Raw genomic sequence first — 16,763 nt, 5'->3', positions numbered from 1 at the left:
ACCAGTTTGAGGGGCCCCAAAACTCAGATCACGATCCCTCGCCGCGAGCAGTACCCTTTCCAGAACTGGTACAGGGTCGTCAGCTCATGATCGGTAATGCAGCGGGACATCCCGATCGCAGAGACAAACTCAGACTTGCCTTCCCACTCGCCGGCAGCGTAGCCCGCTCCAATGCGAAAGGTTCCGCCGAGATCGAGGGCGCGGGGTTCCGGACCCGATGTGAATGAATGGCCGGTCGTGAGGTTGTTCACACGATGCGCCTTGGCCGACGAGTCGAACCGCCCACAGAGGAACTGGTAGACACCAAGTCCCTGATCGTTTTCGAGGCTCACGCCCGCGAAAATTGACGCGTTCCCGTCCGTCACTGCTCGCTCGAAAACGACGGTCTTCAGCCCATCGTTGTCAGGCCCCGGTTCGGGCACGGTATACAAGCTCGCACCGATCGTCGTGCCGGAATGGGCAAGGGACACCGATCGATAGTTCGAGATGAGCACGTGGCCTACCATTTCCAGCGGCCGAGCGATCGCGATAAACGTCAGGTCGATCGAGTCGGCCATCTCGGTCTGCAGAAATGCGCTGGAACCAGTCAGGACGATGCTGTCCTCGTTCACGGTCGGCGATCCGACTGGAGCGAGTGCCGGCTTGTTGGCCGCGAAATTTCGGCTGCTCGCCGTCAGATCGCCCCCGAATACGCCGACGAACTCAAGGCCAGCGTCCGAAATTGGAAAAATCATCCCTTTAGCGTTGGCTCGGTAGGATGCTTGGTCGTCACGAAGAAGAATGCCCATTTGTACCTCGATCAGTTCGTTAGTAGGTTGTATCAGGCGTGATGCTGAATGCGACACACCAGTTGCTCAGCGGGTATGGCTTGCCGACAAGCGCCTGCACGTTGGCTTCGGGATAGAAGCCACGTCCGGCCTCGTACTCGTAGTTGTCAGGGGCAATCGTCGCATCGGAGTCGCACAAGCATCCGTTGCCCCAGTGATAAGTCTTGTCGGCGTAGCGAACCTTGACCTGCCCGACGAAATCGCGGGTGCATACGAGTTCCACGATAGTGTCGAGTACGATGCGCGCCTCCGAAATCGGCACGCGACCGTTGTCGTCGAGCACGGTGAAGCCTTTGTCTGCATAGTCCTGTGCCGCCGACACCACGTACGGGAGGGAAAATCGCAGAGGTGGCTCCGGAACGTGGAAATCGATCGAGACGACGCGGCCAGTTACGATCGCACGACGCGGAGATAGCGGCCGCCAGTCTTGCCGCATCTCGACGATCCGATGCATGACCTTTCCGAGCTGGAGCCCGAACCAGCGCGATCCGTTTGAGTCCAGATGGCCGTTCTTATCGGTGAATGGATACACGGGCGTAGCGAGATAGCACCCTGGATTCTCCAGACTGAACTCCCATTGGGCCATACCGATGGCAAGGTCATTTTCGTCGCGGGTATAGCCAGCGCCAGTCTGATACGTAATGAACGTAGGCTGCACATTCTGAGCAGCGATCCCGGCCACGCAATCGGCTTGGAAATCTCTTCGGAGTTGCGCCAGCTTTGCTTTGTAGCCCTCTTTCGTCGTGTCCCCCCCGATAGCCGGATCGTAGTTCCACTCGCCTTGAATCCAGACGAATGCGCCGATCCCGTAGGTCTTGCCAGCGGCCGTCGCATTGTCACGCGCCAGCTGGACGGCACCGACCAGGCGCCGCCACAGATCCGGTTCTGCGCCTTTCGAAAGCGCCTCGATGGTACGGCCGCCAACACCAGAAGACGTCGCGACGAAGTACCGGCTGGCATCGTCCAGCTTGCCGACACGCTGATTGTGCAAGCGCTTCGCAAAATTGACGGCACCCACGGCCGGCGACTCCCCACGGGCCATATTTCCACGCGGCAGCGCTGCGACCTGGGCATCCGACAACAATGCGCCGGTCGACTCATCTTGAACAACGGCAATGAGCGGCTGGAACGCTGGATTGCCCCCCACCGGGTCAAAAGCACCGGTATCCGTGACGGGCCGAACAGAGCCACCAACCATGACATTGCTTGCGTATCGACTCACGCGCGACAGCGCGGGCCATGTCTCGTACGACGCCTCGAGACTCTGGCCGTAAAAGGCGATGTGGTTGTAATCCCATGCCCACGGGCAAACAATCGAATTGAGCGTGGACTTCACGGCCGCGCTCAACGCCAGATTTCGGCTGTTGCGTGCACCGTACACTTCGTTGTCTCGGTCGACACGTCCATGTCCGATCGCATTGCCAGCCGGGTCAAGCAATTCGACATAGAAGCCCTCCGAGTCGACTACCCGCACGCCGTCAGCCCGCCCGGTTTCTAGTGCACCAGGCAGTTTGCCGTCATCGCCAACAACGTCGATCCAGAAACCATCCGCGTCGACCATACGCAACGCAGCTTCGGTGCCGGACTCCATTCCAAAGGTGTCATTGGCCAGTACGCGCGGGCCAAGGCGCAGTCCCGGCGTCTCCAGCGTTCCGTCTTGCAACATCTGCACAAACACAAAGCCGTCGACGTCCGCGACCTGCAGCACGACTGTTTGACTCTCGGCTGTCGCCAGCCGATTCTGCAAATCCTCGATCGTGGCCTGTGACGGGTAGTCCGACATGACCCAACTACCGGTGCCGCTTTCGCCGACCTTGCGAAAATACGAGTTGTTCGCGGGATCGGCGTCGTTCGTAACCAAGGCGATAGTGTTGTCGGGATACGCCAGATTGGCGTCCATTTCGGCGCGCGTCGGAAAGCCGATCAGGCCCGCGACCTGCCCATCGGTCAGCGCCTCGATTGCAGCGGCTGTGGCCGGTGCATCGGCGAACAGCCGGCGAAGCGAGCGCAGGAAGCGCTGATAGGAGTCGGGATCGCCAGGGCTGAACTCCTTGCCGCTGATGCCGGCAGCTTTCAGCACCTCCATCAGCGACCAGATCAGCATGTTCAAATCGCGTCGGCTGATAACCGTCGCTGGGCTTTTCGCGTCCTGATGCAGTCGCTGGCCGTTCGCAGCGACGCCGTAGTCGGGACTGGTGGTGTAATCCATGCGTGCCTCAGATTTTGATGAGCGCTGCGACGGCGACGTTGCGCATCCGCGTTTCGTTGCCGCCGGTCGCGGAGATCGAGATGTCGTGACGGTGTGGTCCTACGCCCGGAATGAGGTGGTCGTGATCTCCGACCGCCGCAATGTCAGCCGAATCACCACCCCCAACGGCCTGCTCGTCTCCGCTGTTTGTGGTGTCGCTGCCTGTGATCGAACCTACGTAGGGCGCCCTCAACAGGCGCGTGAAAATGCCGTTATTGTGGTTGTGGCCGCCACCGGAGCCAGTTCGACGATCCGCAACCGCGCCCGCGTCACCGCTGTTTGCCGCGTGCCCGTGAGACTCGATGGCACCGCCTTGCCAAGAGCCAAGAGTGCGTGCCTGGTCGACGCCGCGGCCGTTGTCCCACAGACGTAGCCCTTCACCACGGACGTCCGGCAACCGGAACTGATTGGCGTCGATGTCGCAGAACGCGTAGACACCAGGTGACCAGTTGGCGGCCGCGACGATGAGCCCGTTCTCACCCGCCCAGTCGTACAGTCCGCGCAGATCGGTCTTCGACTTGGCCGAGCCGTCGGCCGCCACTGTTCCGCGCCGCGCGGCCGATCCGCTCAACACGAGCTGGCCACAATCGAGTGATCGGTAATAGTTCCGATCGGCAAGCCATTCCATCAGGCCGAATGCGGGCACATAGATCACCGGCTCGGCCCGCTGGGCCGGCACCGCCGCGTAATAGCGAACCGCGCCTGTCATGTCTTCGCGAAGCGGAAACAGCTGCTTCAGCGCATTCAGGAACACGCTGTAGGTTTCCTCCGACGCCGGGTCAAACGACTTACCTTCCAGCGCTGCGGCCTTGATGACCTGCATCAGGCTCCAGATCACCATGTTCATGTCCGTGTCCTCAACTGCAGTTGGGACGGGCTTGCGGTCGTCATGCATCCGATTGCCGTTGTCGGCAATCGAATAGCTGTTGCTCTTCGTGTAATCCATCAGTCGATGTCCGGGACAAGTTCGATTTCAAAGCGTGACGGGACGATCCGCTTGAGCAGGCAATACAGGTCGTCCACCTCCGGCTGGCAAGCGACCAGGCGATCGCCGACGCGGGCCTTGCCGACACGTGCCTTGCGGCACAGTCCAACCGGGTACACATACAAAATGCCGTTGCGGCCGAGCCGGTCGCCGACCCGGTTCTGGCCGACCCGGAACGGGTAATTCACCCAGATTTCGCACTCGTAGCCGGCCGCCGCGAGGTAGTTCGTCATCGCACCGATGCTGTCGGCCGAGCTGTCCGCGAACGTCAGGTCGAGGTCGCCGCGCAAGCGCGCCAGCATGGCCGTGCGTCGTTCCTCTTCGTCCAGCTCGCGCGCGACGCACGAATCCGGAAGGCCAAGCGCTTCCTCCCATTCCTCCAGGCGGGAACAGGTGCGATGCGGCATCCACTGTCGGATCGCACGGTCGACGAAATCGTGATGCTCGCGAAGCACCGCTGCCCACGCGCCAAGCCACGCCATGACGGCCGAGCGCCGATTGCGCGGAAACGCAAAGCCAGGGGGCAGTAGATGCGTCAGGGCTTGCCAGAAGCGATCCACGGTCACTCCTGGAAGGCGACGGAACGCAGCACGAGAATCTGGTTCGTGCCTGCGACAAGGAACCCGCCCGATGTCACAACCGGCGAAATGAACTTGTGATCGAACTCGCCAGGCGCAGCGGACACGGCTTCGGTCAGGTGGGAGTGAACGATTCGACCGGCCGGCGTAGCCTCGCGAAAGAACAGGTCTTTCAGCTCCAGCGTCACCGCTTGCCGCACGGCCAGCGTGTCGGGATCGATCTGCAGCACGACGTCGACGAAGACAGGTTCCGGAATGATCACGAACAGCTCGTCGGGCGGCCCGCGCCGCGAGTCGCGGATGTAGGCATAGACGGCATCACGCTGGGCAGCGGTCGGCAGGCCGTATTCGTTGTTGTCGGCCATGATGATGACGCCGGCCGAGCCGGGGCCACCAGGCGTGCGAACACCCCACGCGCGCGTGATGCCCGGAACGGACAATGCCCAGCGCTCGTAATCGGTCGGCGCGCTTCCGCGCGGCGGATTCGCCAGACGCTGGCTCAACCGATAAACCGCCTCGGGGTCCGTCTCCCGCTCTGTGCCGCCGCTCAGTCCGTTCGCACCGACCCTGAAGTCCGCGTCGATCCCGTCGACCGTCGCGATGAGCGACAGCGCAGCGCCGGCCGCGAGATTGCCGGCCGCGCCTGGCGTCGTACAAACCACGGTTGGGGCCAGCGTCTTGTCGGCCGCGACCACAGCGTCGACGAGCACCGTGAATTCGAGTCCGGTATCGCTTTGCAGCGCCGTGCCGGCCTTCAGGATTTGCCCGACGTCGCCCGAGCCAACCAGCGCGCCCTGTGACACGCTCGCTTCCTTACGCGGGATGCCGTACGCAGTCAGCCAGTCGTCGAGATACTCGTCGACGGCCTTGGTCGGGATCGCTTGCTTCGCAACGAAATCACGCAGATATCGATAGGCGCCATGCACGCCGACGCCCTGGACGAATGCCATCGCCTCGACGTTCGATCGCGCCAGCTCGATGTCGGCGGCGGTCAAGGTCGTGCCGGCCGACAACGCCGCGTCGACCAGCGCCTGCTGGAGCTGACGGCGGGCGTTGTCCTTCGCCTCCTGGATGGAGGGAATAGTGACTTGGATGGGCGTGCTCATGATGTTTTCCGCAGGGTTGTGCCCCAGAGCACGTCGTATACGGGGCGGGTCGAGTCGGATTGCCAGATACGCGGGCGCAACGCGAGGCGGTCGGCGTTCTCGCCCGACCAGCTCGCATCGACTTCGAGCCGGCTGGCGATTTCCGTGCGTAACATCCACTGCAGTGACTCGTATGCCGCGAATCGCGCACGTTCCAGGACGTCGACCGTGCTCTTCGTCACGTAGCAGAGCCACAGGTGCGATCCCCACTGGTCGGTAACGTCGCGCGGGGCGTCGGTGCTGGCGTTGACGAACTCGTCGCCGCACCAGCCGCGCCGGTCGGTCTGGTTGTGAGGCAGGATGGTGTCGGCGTCAGCACGCCGATCGGAGAACAGAGACAGGATGACCGCCGTGCAAAGCGAGTCGTCCATTTCCAGCGCGCGCACCTCCAGCGCCTCAACGAAGTGGGCGGGCGCAGCGCAAGGATTGGTGAAGTCATGCCACGCGGCGCCGTTGACGCGGCCAGCTGCAATCACGCTCCAGTCAAACGGGATGCCGGTGTCTGCTGATGCTCGGGCGGTGGTCAGGATGTCGATCATGATGGCCTGCGTCTGTAGGCCCTCATGATCGGTTTAAAGCGGGTTTAAATCGTTGTGAAGCATTTCATAATCGACCGTTTTGCGTCAGCCAGCGACGCCTCCGGACAGATCGTTGCCGCGTTGCACGGCATCATGTTGGTGGTCGACGAACTCCTGGTTGCCGATCTTCATCGACTCGCCGATCTCGGCGCGGGTGCCGACCTGCAGCGCTTCGCTCGTCGACATCTTCGGCGTCGTGACGGCCACGCCGTTCTTGCCGTTCAGCGTGATGTTGTCAGCGGTGACGTCGAAATCGGTGCAGGTCACTGAAATCTTGCCGTTGTCGCTCAGCAAAATCTTGTGGCCATCCTTGTGCCATACGGCGACCTCGTACGCTTCGAGGCGCGGGCGGCTGTCAATACGATCCATGCGCAGCACGACAGTGTGGCCGCCGGCCTCGATCACGATCCCTTGGCCGTCGACCGGATTGCCGGCGAAACCGTAATCCTGGTGCCGCTCTGCATCGTCGCGCGCATTCGTATCGAACACGCGAACGCTCACGGTCTGCACCGGGCCTTCGCGGAGATTGCGAAACAGTGCCCGCCGCAGCAGATTCAACAGATCCATCAGTTTGCTCCAGTCACTTCGAGCACGGCACCATCCTTGCCGCGCTTGTTCTTTGCCTTGCCGTGCTTCAGCTTCGTTTTCAACGGCACCGTGTCGTACGACTCGACCGGGCGCACGACCAGCTCGGTCACGTCACCTTCACGAACGTCGACGGTCGCCTTGGCCTCGCAGATCAGCCACTCGGTTCCGTCCAGGCCGGCGATGTCGTCATAGATCGGCACCCGCGTATTGACCTCCCACGGCAAGCCCTTCCACGTCCAGCCCTCGACAACGTATTTCAGACCGTAGGCCATGCCGCGCCGCACGCGCATCGTGTGATCGACCAACCGATGCATGTCGGCCGGCGCGTTGTTCCCGTCCGCATTGATGACCAGGGGCAAATACCGCTTCATTTCGGGGTCGCGCGCCTGCGCCTTCTGCTGGGTCGCGCGGCTGAATGCCTTGTGCACATCACCGATGCTGCCGCCAACCTCCAGCTCGATCAGGCTTTTCTTGTGGACGACATTGCTTTGCCCGTAGCAGAAGTAGTCCGAGAACCGATCGGCATCCGTGCCAACGCTCTCCATGCTGATGACGTTGACGCCGCGCACGATGGAGCCGTGGCTCTTCTTTAGCCCGGCCCGCGTGATGACGACACGCCCCTCGGCATCCGTCGTGACCAACACGCCACGGAGCCGCGCCGCGCGCGCCAGCACCGCGACCGCCTTCTCGCCGTGCTGAATCTTGAAATCCTGGATCGGCTCGCCGATGTCGGTTTCGACCTTCACCTCGATGCCGAACGGTTTGCAGATGTCGCGCGCGATGGTGTCGAGCCGAGCGTTGCGCCACTGGCCTCCCTGGTGGATCGCCGAGCACGACACCAGATCGCCGCTGTGGCTGCGCCCCTCGATCTTCATGCCGCAATCGTCGCGGCGATAGAAGGGCTCGGCCGCGAGCACGACGCCACTCAGCACGAGCGTGTCGTTGATACGCACGCGGATCGTGTCCTGGCGCTTGATGTCTGGCGGGTTGCCCGGAATGAGCGACACCGGGATAGAGAAGCGGCTCGCGAGCGTTTCGAGCGAGCGCTCGACGGAAGAGGTAAGCCAGCCCTGGTAATCGCGGCCGTTGACGGTCACGAAAATCTTGGCGTCGTCTTTGGTGAATTTCTCGGCCATAGGGGTCAGTCGTGCTTGATGACGCGCAGCGCGATACCAGGTGGCACGAGCAGCGGGTGACGGATAGACGGGTTCATCGCAAGGATTTCGTCGGCCCAGCTCACGGTGCCGAACATGCGATAGCTGATGTAGATCGCCGGTTGCCACGATTCCGGCGTGTACGTGGTCAAGCGCGCAAGGTCGCGCGACCGCGACTGCAGATCGGTCAGAACAGCGGTCTGCAGGGCGACCAGCGCGTCGTGCGTGGTGACATCGCCGACGCCACCGACCGGCTCGGCCGCGCTCGCGATCAGCAGTTCGTTGATCTGCTGGTTCAGGTCCGAGCGCAGCGCGACCGCCTGGTCATAGTTCTCCAGCTCGATCTGCGCGACGGCGCGCACGGCCATGATCGTCACCACGCCATTGAAGAAGCCTTCCAGCGTCTTCAGCGCCTGCGCGACCTGCGTGCGCGTGGCCGTCTCGTACGGGCTGGGATCGGGCGTGAATGCTTCGGCGAGCTTCGCCTGGTTGTTGTTCGGCACGAAGCCAGCTGATGCGTACGCTGCTGCAATCGACGGGGCGATGGCCTGCGGCGCGCTGCCGGCGTCGACCGTCAGGCTGCTCGTCGACGGCGCCTTCCAGAGATTCCGCGCGGCAGAGAACGCATCCCATGCCTGGTTGGACGTGAGCGTTTCCGGGATCGCGAGCAGATCGGCGATTCGACTGCCGAGCTGACCAGGAATCGCGGCCAGCTCGGTCAGCGGAAACGTCACGTACTGGCTCACCAGCGAGTTGTACGTGTCCAATGCCCGATTCACGTAGGAAATCCCGTCCCACAGCACATCGAGGCCCGAGCGCATCCGGTCGAGCACGTTGTCGTGCGCCCACCCGGCGAGGTCCGACAGACTGAAATTCGCGGCGAGCGAGTCGATGAGCGACTTCTCGGCCGTGTCCGCCGCGCTCGCCACCTGGTCCGACGTGCTGGTCGCGCCTGCCGGATATCGGCGTGCCTCGGCGCGAACGAACGTCAGGTCGAGGCGCGCGACGCCGCCCATGCTGGTCGGTGCCTCGCGAACCGTGTATTTGCCGTGCAGCCAGCAGCGCATGCTGCCGGCCGTGGGGTGGATCAGCACGCCATCGCCTTTCAGGACGGCCCGCAGCTTGTCGAGCTGGTCGAGGTAGTCGTCACCGATCACGTACGCGGAGAACTTGATTTCGTCAGCGCCCGCGCCCATCGAAAAGACGGTCGGCAAGTCCTGGAACGGGTATTCCCGCAGCACCGTGTTCTCGCCGGCCGACCATTCGATCGAATCAACCTGGAACGGCACGTCGCGCCACGACGCGGTGCGAAGCTGGCTGAGCCAGTCGGAACGGCCCTTGTCGTCGATGATCGCCATCAGTTCGTTCCTCCAGGATTCGTCGCGCCCGGATCGAGCCGCAGCGCGCTCGGTTGTTGCAGCACCTGCGTGCTGGTCAACACGCGATCGTCGTGAACCGAGATGTTGATGCCGAGCAGGCCGTTGCCGATTTCGACGCGCTGCGGCTCGGACTGCATGCGCTTCAGCATGTCCAGACCGGCAGTCGGCTGCATCAGCGGATTCGTCATGTACGCGGGCGTGGTTCGCAGAATGCTCAGACGGTCCTGCATGTCCTGCGGCACCTGCACCTGGCCACCCGACGCGCTGGACAGCAAGCCGGCCCGTTGCGACGGCAGCATGTTCATCCGCGACAGAGTGTCCCCGGCCCACGTGGCGCCCAAGTAGCCCACCGCGCCACCGATCGCACCGCCGAGCGGCACCGTAACGGGCGCGAACGGACCACCGAATGCACCGAGCGCCGCGCCGGCCTGAGCGCCGGCCCAGCCACCTGCCACGCCTGCGGCCGCACGGCCGGCCGCGTTCACCTTCTCGGTGGGCGTCTTGCTGCTGTCGAGCAGCGTGGGCAGCAGGTCATATGCGGCAAGGCCGGCCGTGATCATCCACGGGGCGCTCGCGCCGAGCCGGCTCATCAACCCGCGCCCAGCGCCAGCCGCTGCTGCGCCTCCTGCGGCTGCGCCAGCAGCGCCGCCGCCGGGAGTCGGCGCGGTCCAGCCCGGAACCTTGTTCACGACATAGACGGGCACCGGGCCGGCCCCGAAACCGCCGAGACCGCCACCACCTGGCGCGCCTGGCGCACCCGCGCGGCCACGATTCAGCAGGAATGCGGCGAGTGCGCCGCCAGCGCCGGCCGCCGTTGCGACGCCTACAGCCTGGCCGAAACCAGTCAACGCCGTCGTCACGGCGGGGAATGCTTGTGCCAGTTGCGTCGCGCTGGTCAGCACCGACTTCAGCGGACCATCGATCTGCTCGAACACGCGACTACGCGACATGTCGGCTTCGTTGGCCACTTGCTGTGCTTTGTAACCTGCGCGATTCGAGATGCCAGCGAAGTTCGAGTCGACAGCCTGTCCGGTATCGGCATGCACCTTCCCCAATACATCCTTCACGTACGCCTTGTTTTGCATGACGCCGACGAGTGCCATCAGTGCCTCGCGATCCTGAATTACCTGGCCGATCGCAGAGCCCTGAAGAATCGAAGCCATCGCCTGAAGCGTCGCCTTTTTCTGTTCACCTTGCTCGGACGCTGCGCGATTGCGGAGCGAAACGAAACTCTTATCCTTGGCGGCGATCTGCTCAGAAAAATCAACGAACGCAGCAATACCGTCGATGCCCCGCTCACGGGCACGCGCGAGCGATTTCGGTAAATTGACACCGAGGCGAGCAAAATCTTTCTCGGTATCTGCCGAGTTGATTTTGAGGATCAGGTTCTTCAGGTTGTTTCCGGCAGCATCCGTGCTGCCTGCGGTCATCATCGACGCCTGTGCATATGACACGAGCCGTTCGAAGTCACCCATACCGCGCATGCCGAGCTTATCGCTCGATGCCGCCATGAGTTCCGGAAGCCAACGTGCCATGTCCTTCAGCTCGAAGCCGCCTTCCTGGCCCGCGACAACGGCCTTCGAAATCGCTTGACCGATGTTTGATTCGGTAAGCCCGTAGTTGCGCAAGCCAGCAATCGCGATGTTCCCGATATCAGTGACATCTGCGTCTCCAGCGGTCGCCCCGCGCTGCAGATCGGGCAGCATCGCCTTCGCCGCGTCGATTTTGACGACGCCGGAAGAAATGACCTTGTTTAGTGCTTCGGCAGTTGTGTCACGAGTGCCGCCACCGCGTCGCACAGCATCGTTAATCGTTGCTTCCAGCTCTTTCATGCCGAGCATTCGGCCAGCAAGGTTGCGATCGCCATACGCGACGTTGGCCATGTTGGCCAGCCGCATGTCGAACTCGACCGGACGTTTCAGCGTAGCGACAGCAGCTGCACCACCTGCAGCCGTCCCGGCCGCAATCGTGCCGGCCGTCTGCCCGGCGCGCGCCAACACCGCCGCCATGCGATCGGCATCGCGGCGGATATCGTTCATCCGGCGCGCCACGCTCCCCAGGTAGCGAAACGTTCGGTCGAGCGACGACGAGCTGCCCAACCGGGCGAGTGCGCTGTCGGCACGCTGCGTTGCCGCTGTAACGCTGCCGAGCGCCCCGGTGGTTCGATTCGCCGCGGTCGTCACGTTGTTCAATCCGGACTGCATCTTGCGCGCATCCGCGTCGACCTTGCTGGCGTTGGTCTTCGCACCGATTTTCTCGATGGACTTCTCGGTCTTCTGCGCTGCCTTGTCCGTGTTCGTCAGTGCGGTCGTCTGACGCTTGCTGGCCTGCTCGACGGCGCGCGCATTCTCGGCCGCGCGCCGCTTCAAATCGCCGGTCAGGTTGATGATGTACCGCAGAGTCATGCTGCTCATCGTCTCTTCCTCGCTTCAGCGCGCTGGGCCTTATGCAGTCGTTCCAGGTCAGCGGCTTGCGCCATCAGCTGCACCTTGGGCATCTCGCGCAGCGAAGTCAGCGAGCATCGAAGGGCCAGACTGAGTTGCCGCGCCAGCGTCTCCCAGTTCTGCAGCCTGGCCCTCGGATCGCGGGCCGGCGCTCTCCGAATTGGTCGAGTCGGCGAGCATCGAATCGAACGCATCCTTCGTGATCAGGCCGTGGCGATACTGGGCGGCCAAATCCACCAGCACGCAGCGCTCTTCGATTCGCGCAAGGTCGAGCGGTGACAGGCGCCCGAACATTTCCAGCGTCAGCAGCTCGAGCTGGATGTCGTCCAGGCCGGCGCACTGGAAGCGTTCGCAATGCCGCATCGTCAGCGCGATGCGATAAAGATCGTCCGACACCAACAGCGTCGGCTTGCCCTTCACGTCGACGACGCGCTCGGCCAACTGCATCGCGACATACTCGTCGGCAACGGTCGTCTCGCGAAGGCGCACGGTGCGATAGCGCACCTCTTTGTCGCCGACCTGCGAACGCAGACCGTCGACCAACGTGATGACATGAATGTCCTGTTTGTTCATGGTGGGAATCTCAGAAATGGTAGGTCTGAATGCGCCGAAGGCAGGAAAAATCCTGCCTCCGAGGTGAGACTTCAGCGGATCGTTACAGCCACTGGAACGGCGTGAGCACCGCGAACTGGACGTCGACCGGCCCGGTGCCGATCTCGCCCATGCTCATGAACGAGCACTTGCCGGCCCGCACACGTCGACCGGTATGCAGGTTCGTCATCACGATCTGGGCTTCGCAGACCTTGCTGACGTCGTCGGGCGTCTTCGCTCCCGTGAACTGCAGCTTCATCTTGATGAGGCGCTGCACGCGCTTACGGGTCGTGTAGTCCTGGCCGTTCGAGGATGGCGAGATGTCACGCTCGAAACCAGCCGCGCCCTCGATCGTCGCGCTGTCGTCGGTGAACGGCCATTCCTCGCCGTCGACGGTGAAGCTGTCCACCCGGAAAAGTTCGCTATCGCAAGCCATGTTTCACTCCCTTGAATATCGAAAAATGCGGAAAACGCTGACCGATCAGACGTGGCCGGCGACGAACTCGCTCGTGATTTCCGTCTGGTAGTGCTGCGTGACAAGCACGGGCTGGTCGATGATCTTCAGCTTGCCGTTCGTGCCGTCGACCTCGACCTGCATCGTCTGCTTGTAGTACTCCATGTTCTGGAACAGGCCGGCCGAGATGAACTGCTCATAGTTGTTGAGCATGATGTCGGTGCCCAGCGCGGCGGTCATGATCTTCTGGCCGGGAATCGGGTCGACCATGTACTCCGCCAGCTTGTAACCGCGATAGCGCGTCTGGAACACGTTCACGGTGAACCAGCGGAAGTACGAAAGCGTCTTGACCCAGTTCAGATTGCGCCAGCTCTTGTCATCGGCACCGCCCGAGTTCTTCGTGTAGTTCGTCACCATGCGCAGGATGTTCGCGGTGCCGTCTTCCATCGACTCCAGCACGGAGCCGCCCGCGACGAGCATGTTGTTGCGCTGCTCGACCTCCCAGTCATCCTCCAGCCGTGCAGCCACGTAGCCGGTCAACGCCACGCCCGTGAACGGCAATGCCGGGTCGGTGGCGCAATGGCTCTCGATGGCGGCCGCTGCGGCCGCTGCGGTTTCCCACGGGTTGGTCAGGTCGCGCGTGACGCAGATCGTGTGGCACATCGGACTGTTGCGCGGTGACAGCCATGCGGACACTTCGCCTTCGGTGCCGCGTACGACGGTCACGGCCTGGCCGTCCTTCATGTTGTCGAACTCCCAGCGGCGATTCAGCTCTTCCTCCAGGATGCCCATGTTCGTGCTGTCGGTGTACGGCATCGCATACTCGGTCGGCGCGATCCCCTTGATGGCGGGAATGACCGGCGTGATGTCCGGATTCACCGCGCCACCGGAGAACGGCGTGATCGTCAGGCCGACGCCGAGCGGCACCGAGTCGTCGGCGTAGTACGTGCCGCGCATGTCGATGCTGTTGCCCGTCGCTCCCTTCCAGCGGCAGGTCAGTGAGATTTCACCAGCAGCAGCGCCGACGGCCGCAGTAACCGGAAGAGCAGGAATCGCGTTGATCGCGTTGACCATCTTCAGCGCGGCCGTTTGCGCGGTGTCGTTCACGGTGACGCCGATGCGTACGCGAGTGCCACCGATATACAGCGGCAGCTCGCCGGCCGAATGTTCGCCGGCAATCGTGATCGTGGCCTTGCCCGTTGCTGCGATCGCGGTAGCGTCGTCGGCGACGATCACCACGTCGATCGGGATGCCCAGATCGGCGTTGCTCTTCGCCATGCGCCACATCGCGAGCAGCATCGAACCTTCGCCGAGCAGCGCGATGGCGTCGGACTCGCTGGTGATGCGATGGCGCTTCGTGAGGTCGACAACGGCAGGCGGATTGGCCTGCCCGATCAGCAGCACGCTACGCGGCATACCGACCAGGCCGCGAATCGCCTTGCTGGCATCGAATTTGTGTGCGACGAACGGCACGAGAAAGTTGACGGAAAGCAGGTTCGGCAGCATGTCGAATGTCCCTTAAATGGTCGTTGAAAGTGCGTTTGGCCCGTTATTGCGCGTCGGCCTGACGGATCAGGTCTTCATCGTCCAGCAGCCGCAGGATGCGCGGGTTGACGGTGGCCGGCATCGCATCGGTCTCGCTGTAGACGCCGCCGAACTCGCGGTTGACGACGTGGCGACCAGGGCCGGCCACAACCGTAATCAACTGCCCCATACGCGGCGCGGGCATGCTCTTCGAGCTGGTCGTCGTCACGGCAACGTCGTAATCGGTCGCCACGTCACCGGTTGCATCGGCGACACCTGCGCCGGTCTTAGGTTTCACTGCCATATCTCACTCCCTTGATTTCATGCTCGACGATCAGATCGGGCAGTTCGCCCGGCGTGGTCTGCGGCGCGATGGTCGGATCGCTCGTGATGTCGACCACTTCCAGCTCCGGCAGATCGGCGGTTGCCGGAACGCCTTCGAACTCGGCTTCCTGCCACCACGCAACCATCCAGACCGTCAGCCCCTTGGCGTCGAGCTTCCGGTTGTATAGGTTCTCGGCCATCAGCCCTTCGGGTCGACCGGTGCATTGCGGATAGACCCATGACTGGAACACGCGTGACAGCACTTCGGCGCGGACCATCGCGTCGCGCATGCGCTGCGGCCGCGTTGCACTCTTCGTGACAATGAAGACCGCGAAGCGCGCTTCCCACACGTACTTGCTGCCCAGGTACTTCCCACTGGCTGGCGACTTGCGCCATCCCAGGCACGTCGTGAAAGCGGCCGGTGCAACAAACGACTTCGACGACACTTCCTCTTCGTCAAACTGGCCGCCGTAGTCCTCGACCGTCTTGAACTGCGATCCCATGCGCGCCCGGATTTCATCCTTCATCGCGTCGAGAATCGCCGTGGACATCAGTGCGTGCGCCATCACATCATCCTCACCGCGTCGAGCAGCATGTCGCCGATCACGTTGGCGTCGCGCTCGTTAACACCAAGCACAGGCCGGGCATCGATGTGCACCGAATGATCGCGACCAGCATCGCCGCCTTCATGCTGGATGCGGGCATACACAACGTTGCTGCCGATTTCGAGCCCACCGCTGACCAGGCGATAGACGTAGCTCTTGTAGAGCCGGGTCGTATCGATCAGCGTCTTCCCACCACGCGCAGTCGCCGCGCGCGACTGCGGCATGGCCGAACCGTCCCAAAGCTGCTGATAGTCGAAGCGATCCTGAATCTGACCGAGCATGTATTCGCCAATGTCCTGGCGAACACGATCGAACGTCGCGCCACCGATTGCAGCCAGGTGACGACGGATCGAACTGTCGTCGAATGCCCATTGCACCGAAACGCCGTTCATTTCCCGTACCTATCCCAGTTGTAGGCGCTCGGCACCTTGCCCCACAGCACGCGGCGGCCGCTCGCGGCGGGCGGCGGCAGCAGCCGCACCTTGCCGGTCGAAACGTCGCGCAGCCAATCGTTCCAGTACTTGCAGCGCTTTTCCTGCTGCTCGGTTGCGTTGTCCGGATCGTCCTGCAGCGAACAGCGCGTGAGCGACAGGCAGCAGGTTTTTAGCGGCGTCTGGTCGATGTCGGCCTGGTCCAGCGGGAGCCGCACATTGGCGCGCAGATAGCCATCCATGAACCGGCTGGACTGCGCCAGCATGGAAGTCAGGCGGGCCATCGCCTGGTCACACGTAGCACGCTCATCGTCGGTGCGATCGGGCGCGTACTCGCCGGCGACGCCTTCGCGCAGCAGCTCGGGCGTGAGCAGCTCGCTTTCCTCATCACGCAGCAGTTGGCTGGTTTCTTCCAGGCCGAACTCCTGCACGTACTCGGTCAGCGTGGCGTACGCGCTCATTTGCGGCCCTTCGAGGCGGCACCGCGCTTCGCAGCAGGCTGCGTCGCGCTGGTCTTCGCGGACTTCGTGGCGGGCGGAGCGACGGGGCCTTTCGCGGCTTCGCTCACCGGCTCTTTCGTGCCTTCGCCACCTTGCGGGGCACCTTCACTCCCAGCCGACGTGCTCGACTGGGAAGCGTCCATCGCGGTGCCGGAACTGGTGTCGGCTTCGAGCTGCGAACCGTTGCCGGCCGTCCGATCTCCGCCTGTGGCACCGACTTCGCGCAGCACGCCGCTGCGCACCAGGTCGCGGACGTGATCGGGGTGCGCATCAACGAACGCACCCACAGCACGCGACTTGCGATGAATCCGAACGGGCTCCAGCACTTCATAGGTTTTCTCGCTCATGATCTCTCTTGCCTGCACCCGGCCGACGCCGCACATCCACGTCGGCCGGGGTCGCTGGCGC

Annotated in this window: 18 protein-coding genes; all 18 read right to left on the bottom strand. The window is 63.1% G+C overall.

Features of this window, described 5'->3' with window-relative positions:
* Positions 1–23: 23 nt before the first annotated feature.
* Complete coding sequence (locus tag DTA15_RS27260) at positions 24–788, bottom strand: hypothetical protein (RefSeq protein ID WP_015992885.1); 765 nt, start codon at positions 786–788, stop codon at positions 24–26.
* A gap of 19 nt (positions 789–807) precedes the next feature.
* Entirely contained in the window at positions 808–3,036 is a 2,229-nt protein-coding gene (locus DTA15_RS27255; protein WP_006484129.1) for a hypothetical protein, read from the bottom strand.
* A gap of 7 nt (positions 3,037–3,043) precedes the next feature.
* Positions 3,044–4,021 carry a hypothetical protein gene (locus DTA15_RS27250; RefSeq protein WP_006484169.1) on the bottom strand — a complete coding sequence of 326 codons (978 nt, stop codon included), beginning with the start codon at positions 4,019–4,021 and terminating at the stop codon, positions 3,044–3,046.
* A complete protein-coding gene (locus DTA15_RS27245; protein ID WP_012492575.1) occupies positions 4,021–4,620 on the bottom strand; it encodes a putative phage tail protein in 600 nt (199 codons plus the stop codon). The genes DTA15_RS27250 and DTA15_RS27245 overlap by 1 nt, the downstream gene beginning before the upstream one ends.
* Before the next feature lie 2 nt (positions 4,621–4,622).
* Complete coding sequence (locus DTA15_RS27240) at positions 4,623–5,744, bottom strand: baseplate J/gp47 family protein (protein WP_006484194.1); 1,122 nt, start codon at positions 5,742–5,744, stop codon at positions 4,623–4,625.
* Positions 5,741–6,322, bottom strand: coding sequence for a phage GP46 family protein (locus DTA15_RS27235; protein WP_006484137.1), 582 nt, complete (start codon positions 6,320–6,322; stop codon positions 5,741–5,743). The genes DTA15_RS27240 and DTA15_RS27235 overlap by 4 nt, the downstream gene beginning before the upstream one ends.
* An 84-nt stretch (positions 6,323–6,406) precedes the next feature.
* Positions 6,407–6,928 carry a phage baseplate assembly protein domain-containing protein gene (locus tag DTA15_RS27230; protein ID WP_006484159.1) on the bottom strand — a complete coding sequence of 174 codons (522 nt, stop codon included), beginning with the start codon at positions 6,926–6,928 and terminating at the stop codon, positions 6,407–6,409.
* Positions 6,928–8,085 (bottom strand): phage baseplate assembly protein, encoded by a 1,158-nt coding sequence (locus DTA15_RS27225; RefSeq protein ID WP_006484189.1) that lies wholly within the window; start codon positions 8,083–8,085, stop codon positions 6,928–6,930. Before DTA15_RS27225 ends, DTA15_RS27230 begins: the two co-directional genes overlap by 1 nt.
* Positions 8,086–8,090: 5 nt before the next feature.
* On the bottom strand, positions 8,091–9,461 hold the full coding sequence (locus DTA15_RS27220) for a DNA circularization protein (RefSeq protein WP_012492576.1): 1,371 nt from the start codon (positions 9,459–9,461) through the stop codon (positions 8,091–8,093).
* Entirely contained in the window at positions 9,461–11,896 is a 2,436-nt protein-coding gene (locus DTA15_RS27215) for a phage tail tape measure protein (protein ID WP_006484120.1), read from the bottom strand. Before DTA15_RS27215 ends, DTA15_RS27220 begins: the two co-directional genes overlap by 1 nt.
* A 48-nt stretch (positions 11,897–11,944) precedes the next feature.
* On the bottom strand, positions 11,945–12,499 hold the full coding sequence (locus DTA15_RS27210; RefSeq protein WP_006484197.1) for a phage tail assembly protein: 555 nt from the start codon (positions 12,497–12,499) through the stop codon (positions 11,945–11,947).
* Positions 12,500–12,581: 82 nt separating this feature from the next.
* Positions 12,582–12,953 carry a hypothetical protein gene (locus tag DTA15_RS27205; protein WP_012492578.1) on the bottom strand — a complete coding sequence of 124 codons (372 nt, stop codon included), beginning with the start codon at positions 12,951–12,953 and terminating at the stop codon, positions 12,582–12,584.
* Between the two features lie 45 nt (positions 12,954–12,998).
* On the bottom strand, positions 12,999–14,477 hold the full coding sequence (locus DTA15_RS27200) for a tail sheath protein (protein WP_006484128.1): 1,479 nt from the start codon (positions 14,475–14,477) through the stop codon (positions 12,999–13,001).
* A 43-nt stretch (positions 14,478–14,520) separates the two neighbouring features.
* The gene (locus tag DTA15_RS27195) at positions 14,521–14,799 is read right to left on the bottom strand and encodes a hypothetical protein (protein WP_006484122.1); all 279 of its coding nucleotides are present in this window, start codon (positions 14,797–14,799) and stop codon (positions 14,521–14,523) included.
* Positions 14,783–15,385: a phage protein Gp37 gene (locus DTA15_RS27190; protein ID WP_006484182.1), complete on the bottom strand. Its 603-nt coding sequence runs from the start codon at positions 15,383–15,385 to the stop codon at positions 14,783–14,785. Before DTA15_RS27190 ends, DTA15_RS27195 begins: the two co-directional genes overlap by 17 nt.
* Entirely contained in the window at positions 15,385–15,816 is a 432-nt protein-coding gene (locus DTA15_RS27185) for a phage virion morphogenesis family protein (RefSeq protein ID WP_012492580.1), read from the bottom strand. The genes DTA15_RS27190 and DTA15_RS27185 overlap by 1 nt, the downstream gene beginning before the upstream one ends.
* The gene (locus tag DTA15_RS27180; RefSeq protein ID WP_006484126.1) at positions 15,813–16,316 is read right to left on the bottom strand and encodes a phage protein Gp36 family protein; all 504 of its coding nucleotides are present in this window, start codon (positions 16,314–16,316) and stop codon (positions 15,813–15,815) included. The genes DTA15_RS27185 and DTA15_RS27180 overlap by 4 nt, the downstream gene beginning before the upstream one ends.
* Entirely contained in the window at positions 16,313–16,702 is a 390-nt protein-coding gene (locus DTA15_RS27175; protein WP_006484139.1) for a hypothetical protein, read from the bottom strand. The genes DTA15_RS27180 and DTA15_RS27175 overlap by 4 nt, the downstream gene beginning before the upstream one ends.
* Positions 16,703–16,763: the final 61 nt, after the last annotated feature.

The organism is Burkholderia cenocepacia (assembly GCF_900446215.1).
GTDB lineage: Bacteria > Pseudomonadota > Gammaproteobacteria > Burkholderiales > Burkholderiaceae > Burkholderia > Burkholderia cenocepacia.
This window is presented reverse-complemented; position numbering and strand designations above follow the sequence as displayed.

Excerpts from the sequence above, each read along its gene's own strand:
- DTA15_RS27260 (WP_015992885.1), bottom strand. The coding sequence starts at position 788 with ATGGGCATTCTTCTTCGTGACGACCAAGCATCCTACCGAGCCAACGCT.
- DTA15_RS27255 (WP_006484129.1), bottom strand. The coding sequence starts at position 3,036 with ATGGATTACACCACCAGTCCCGACTACGGCGTCGCTGCGAACGGCCAG.
- DTA15_RS27250 (WP_006484169.1), bottom strand. The coding sequence starts at position 4,021 with ATGGATTACACGAAGAGCAACAGCTATTCGATTGCCGACAACGGCAAT.
- DTA15_RS27240 (WP_006484194.1), bottom strand. The coding sequence starts at position 5,744 with ATGAGCACGCCCATCCAAGTCACTATTCCCTCCATCCAGGAGGCGAAG.
- DTA15_RS27235 (WP_006484137.1), bottom strand. The coding sequence starts at position 6,322 with ATGATCGACATCCTGACCACCGCCCGAGCATCAGCAGACACCGGCATC.
- DTA15_RS27230 (WP_006484159.1), bottom strand. The coding sequence starts at position 6,928 with ATGGATCTGTTGAATCTGCTGCGGCGGGCACTGTTTCGCAATCTCCGC.
- DTA15_RS27225 (WP_006484189.1), bottom strand. The coding sequence starts at position 8,085 with ATGGCCGAGAAATTCACCAAAGACGACGCCAAGATTTTCGTGACCGTC.
- DTA15_RS27220 (WP_012492576.1), bottom strand. The coding sequence starts at position 9,461 with ATGGCGATCATCGACGACAAGGGCCGTTCCGACTGGCTCAGCCAGCTT.
- DTA15_RS27215 (WP_006484120.1), bottom strand. The coding sequence starts at position 11,896 with ATGAGCAGCATGACTCTGCGGTACATCATCAACCTGACCGGCGATTTG.
- DTA15_RS27210 (WP_006484197.1), bottom strand. The coding sequence starts at position 12,499 with ATGAACAAACAGGACATTCATGTCATCACGTTGGTCGACGGTCTGCGT.
- DTA15_RS27205 (WP_012492578.1), bottom strand. The coding sequence starts at position 12,953 with ATGGCTTGCGATAGCGAACTTTTCCGGGTGGACAGCTTCACCGTCGAC.
- DTA15_RS27200 (WP_006484128.1), bottom strand. The coding sequence starts at position 14,477 with ATGCTGCCGAACCTGCTTTCCGTCAACTTTCTCGTGCCGTTCGTCGCA.
- DTA15_RS27195 (WP_006484122.1), bottom strand. The coding sequence starts at position 14,799 with ATGGCAGTGAAACCTAAGACCGGCGCAGGTGTCGCCGATGCAACCGGT.
- DTA15_RS27190 (WP_006484182.1), bottom strand. The coding sequence starts at position 15,385 with ATGGCGCACGCACTGATGTCCACGGCGATTCTCGACGCGATGAAGGAT.
- DTA15_RS27185 (WP_012492580.1), bottom strand. The coding sequence starts at position 15,816 with ATGAACGGCGTTTCGGTGCAATGGGCATTCGACGACAGTTCGATCCGT.
- DTA15_RS27180 (WP_006484126.1), bottom strand. The coding sequence starts at position 16,316 with ATGAGCGCGTACGCCACGCTGACCGAGTACGTGCAGGAGTTCGGCCTG.
- DTA15_RS27175 (WP_006484139.1), bottom strand. The coding sequence starts at position 16,702 with ATGAGCGAGAAAACCTATGAAGTGCTGGAGCCCGTTCGGATTCATCGC.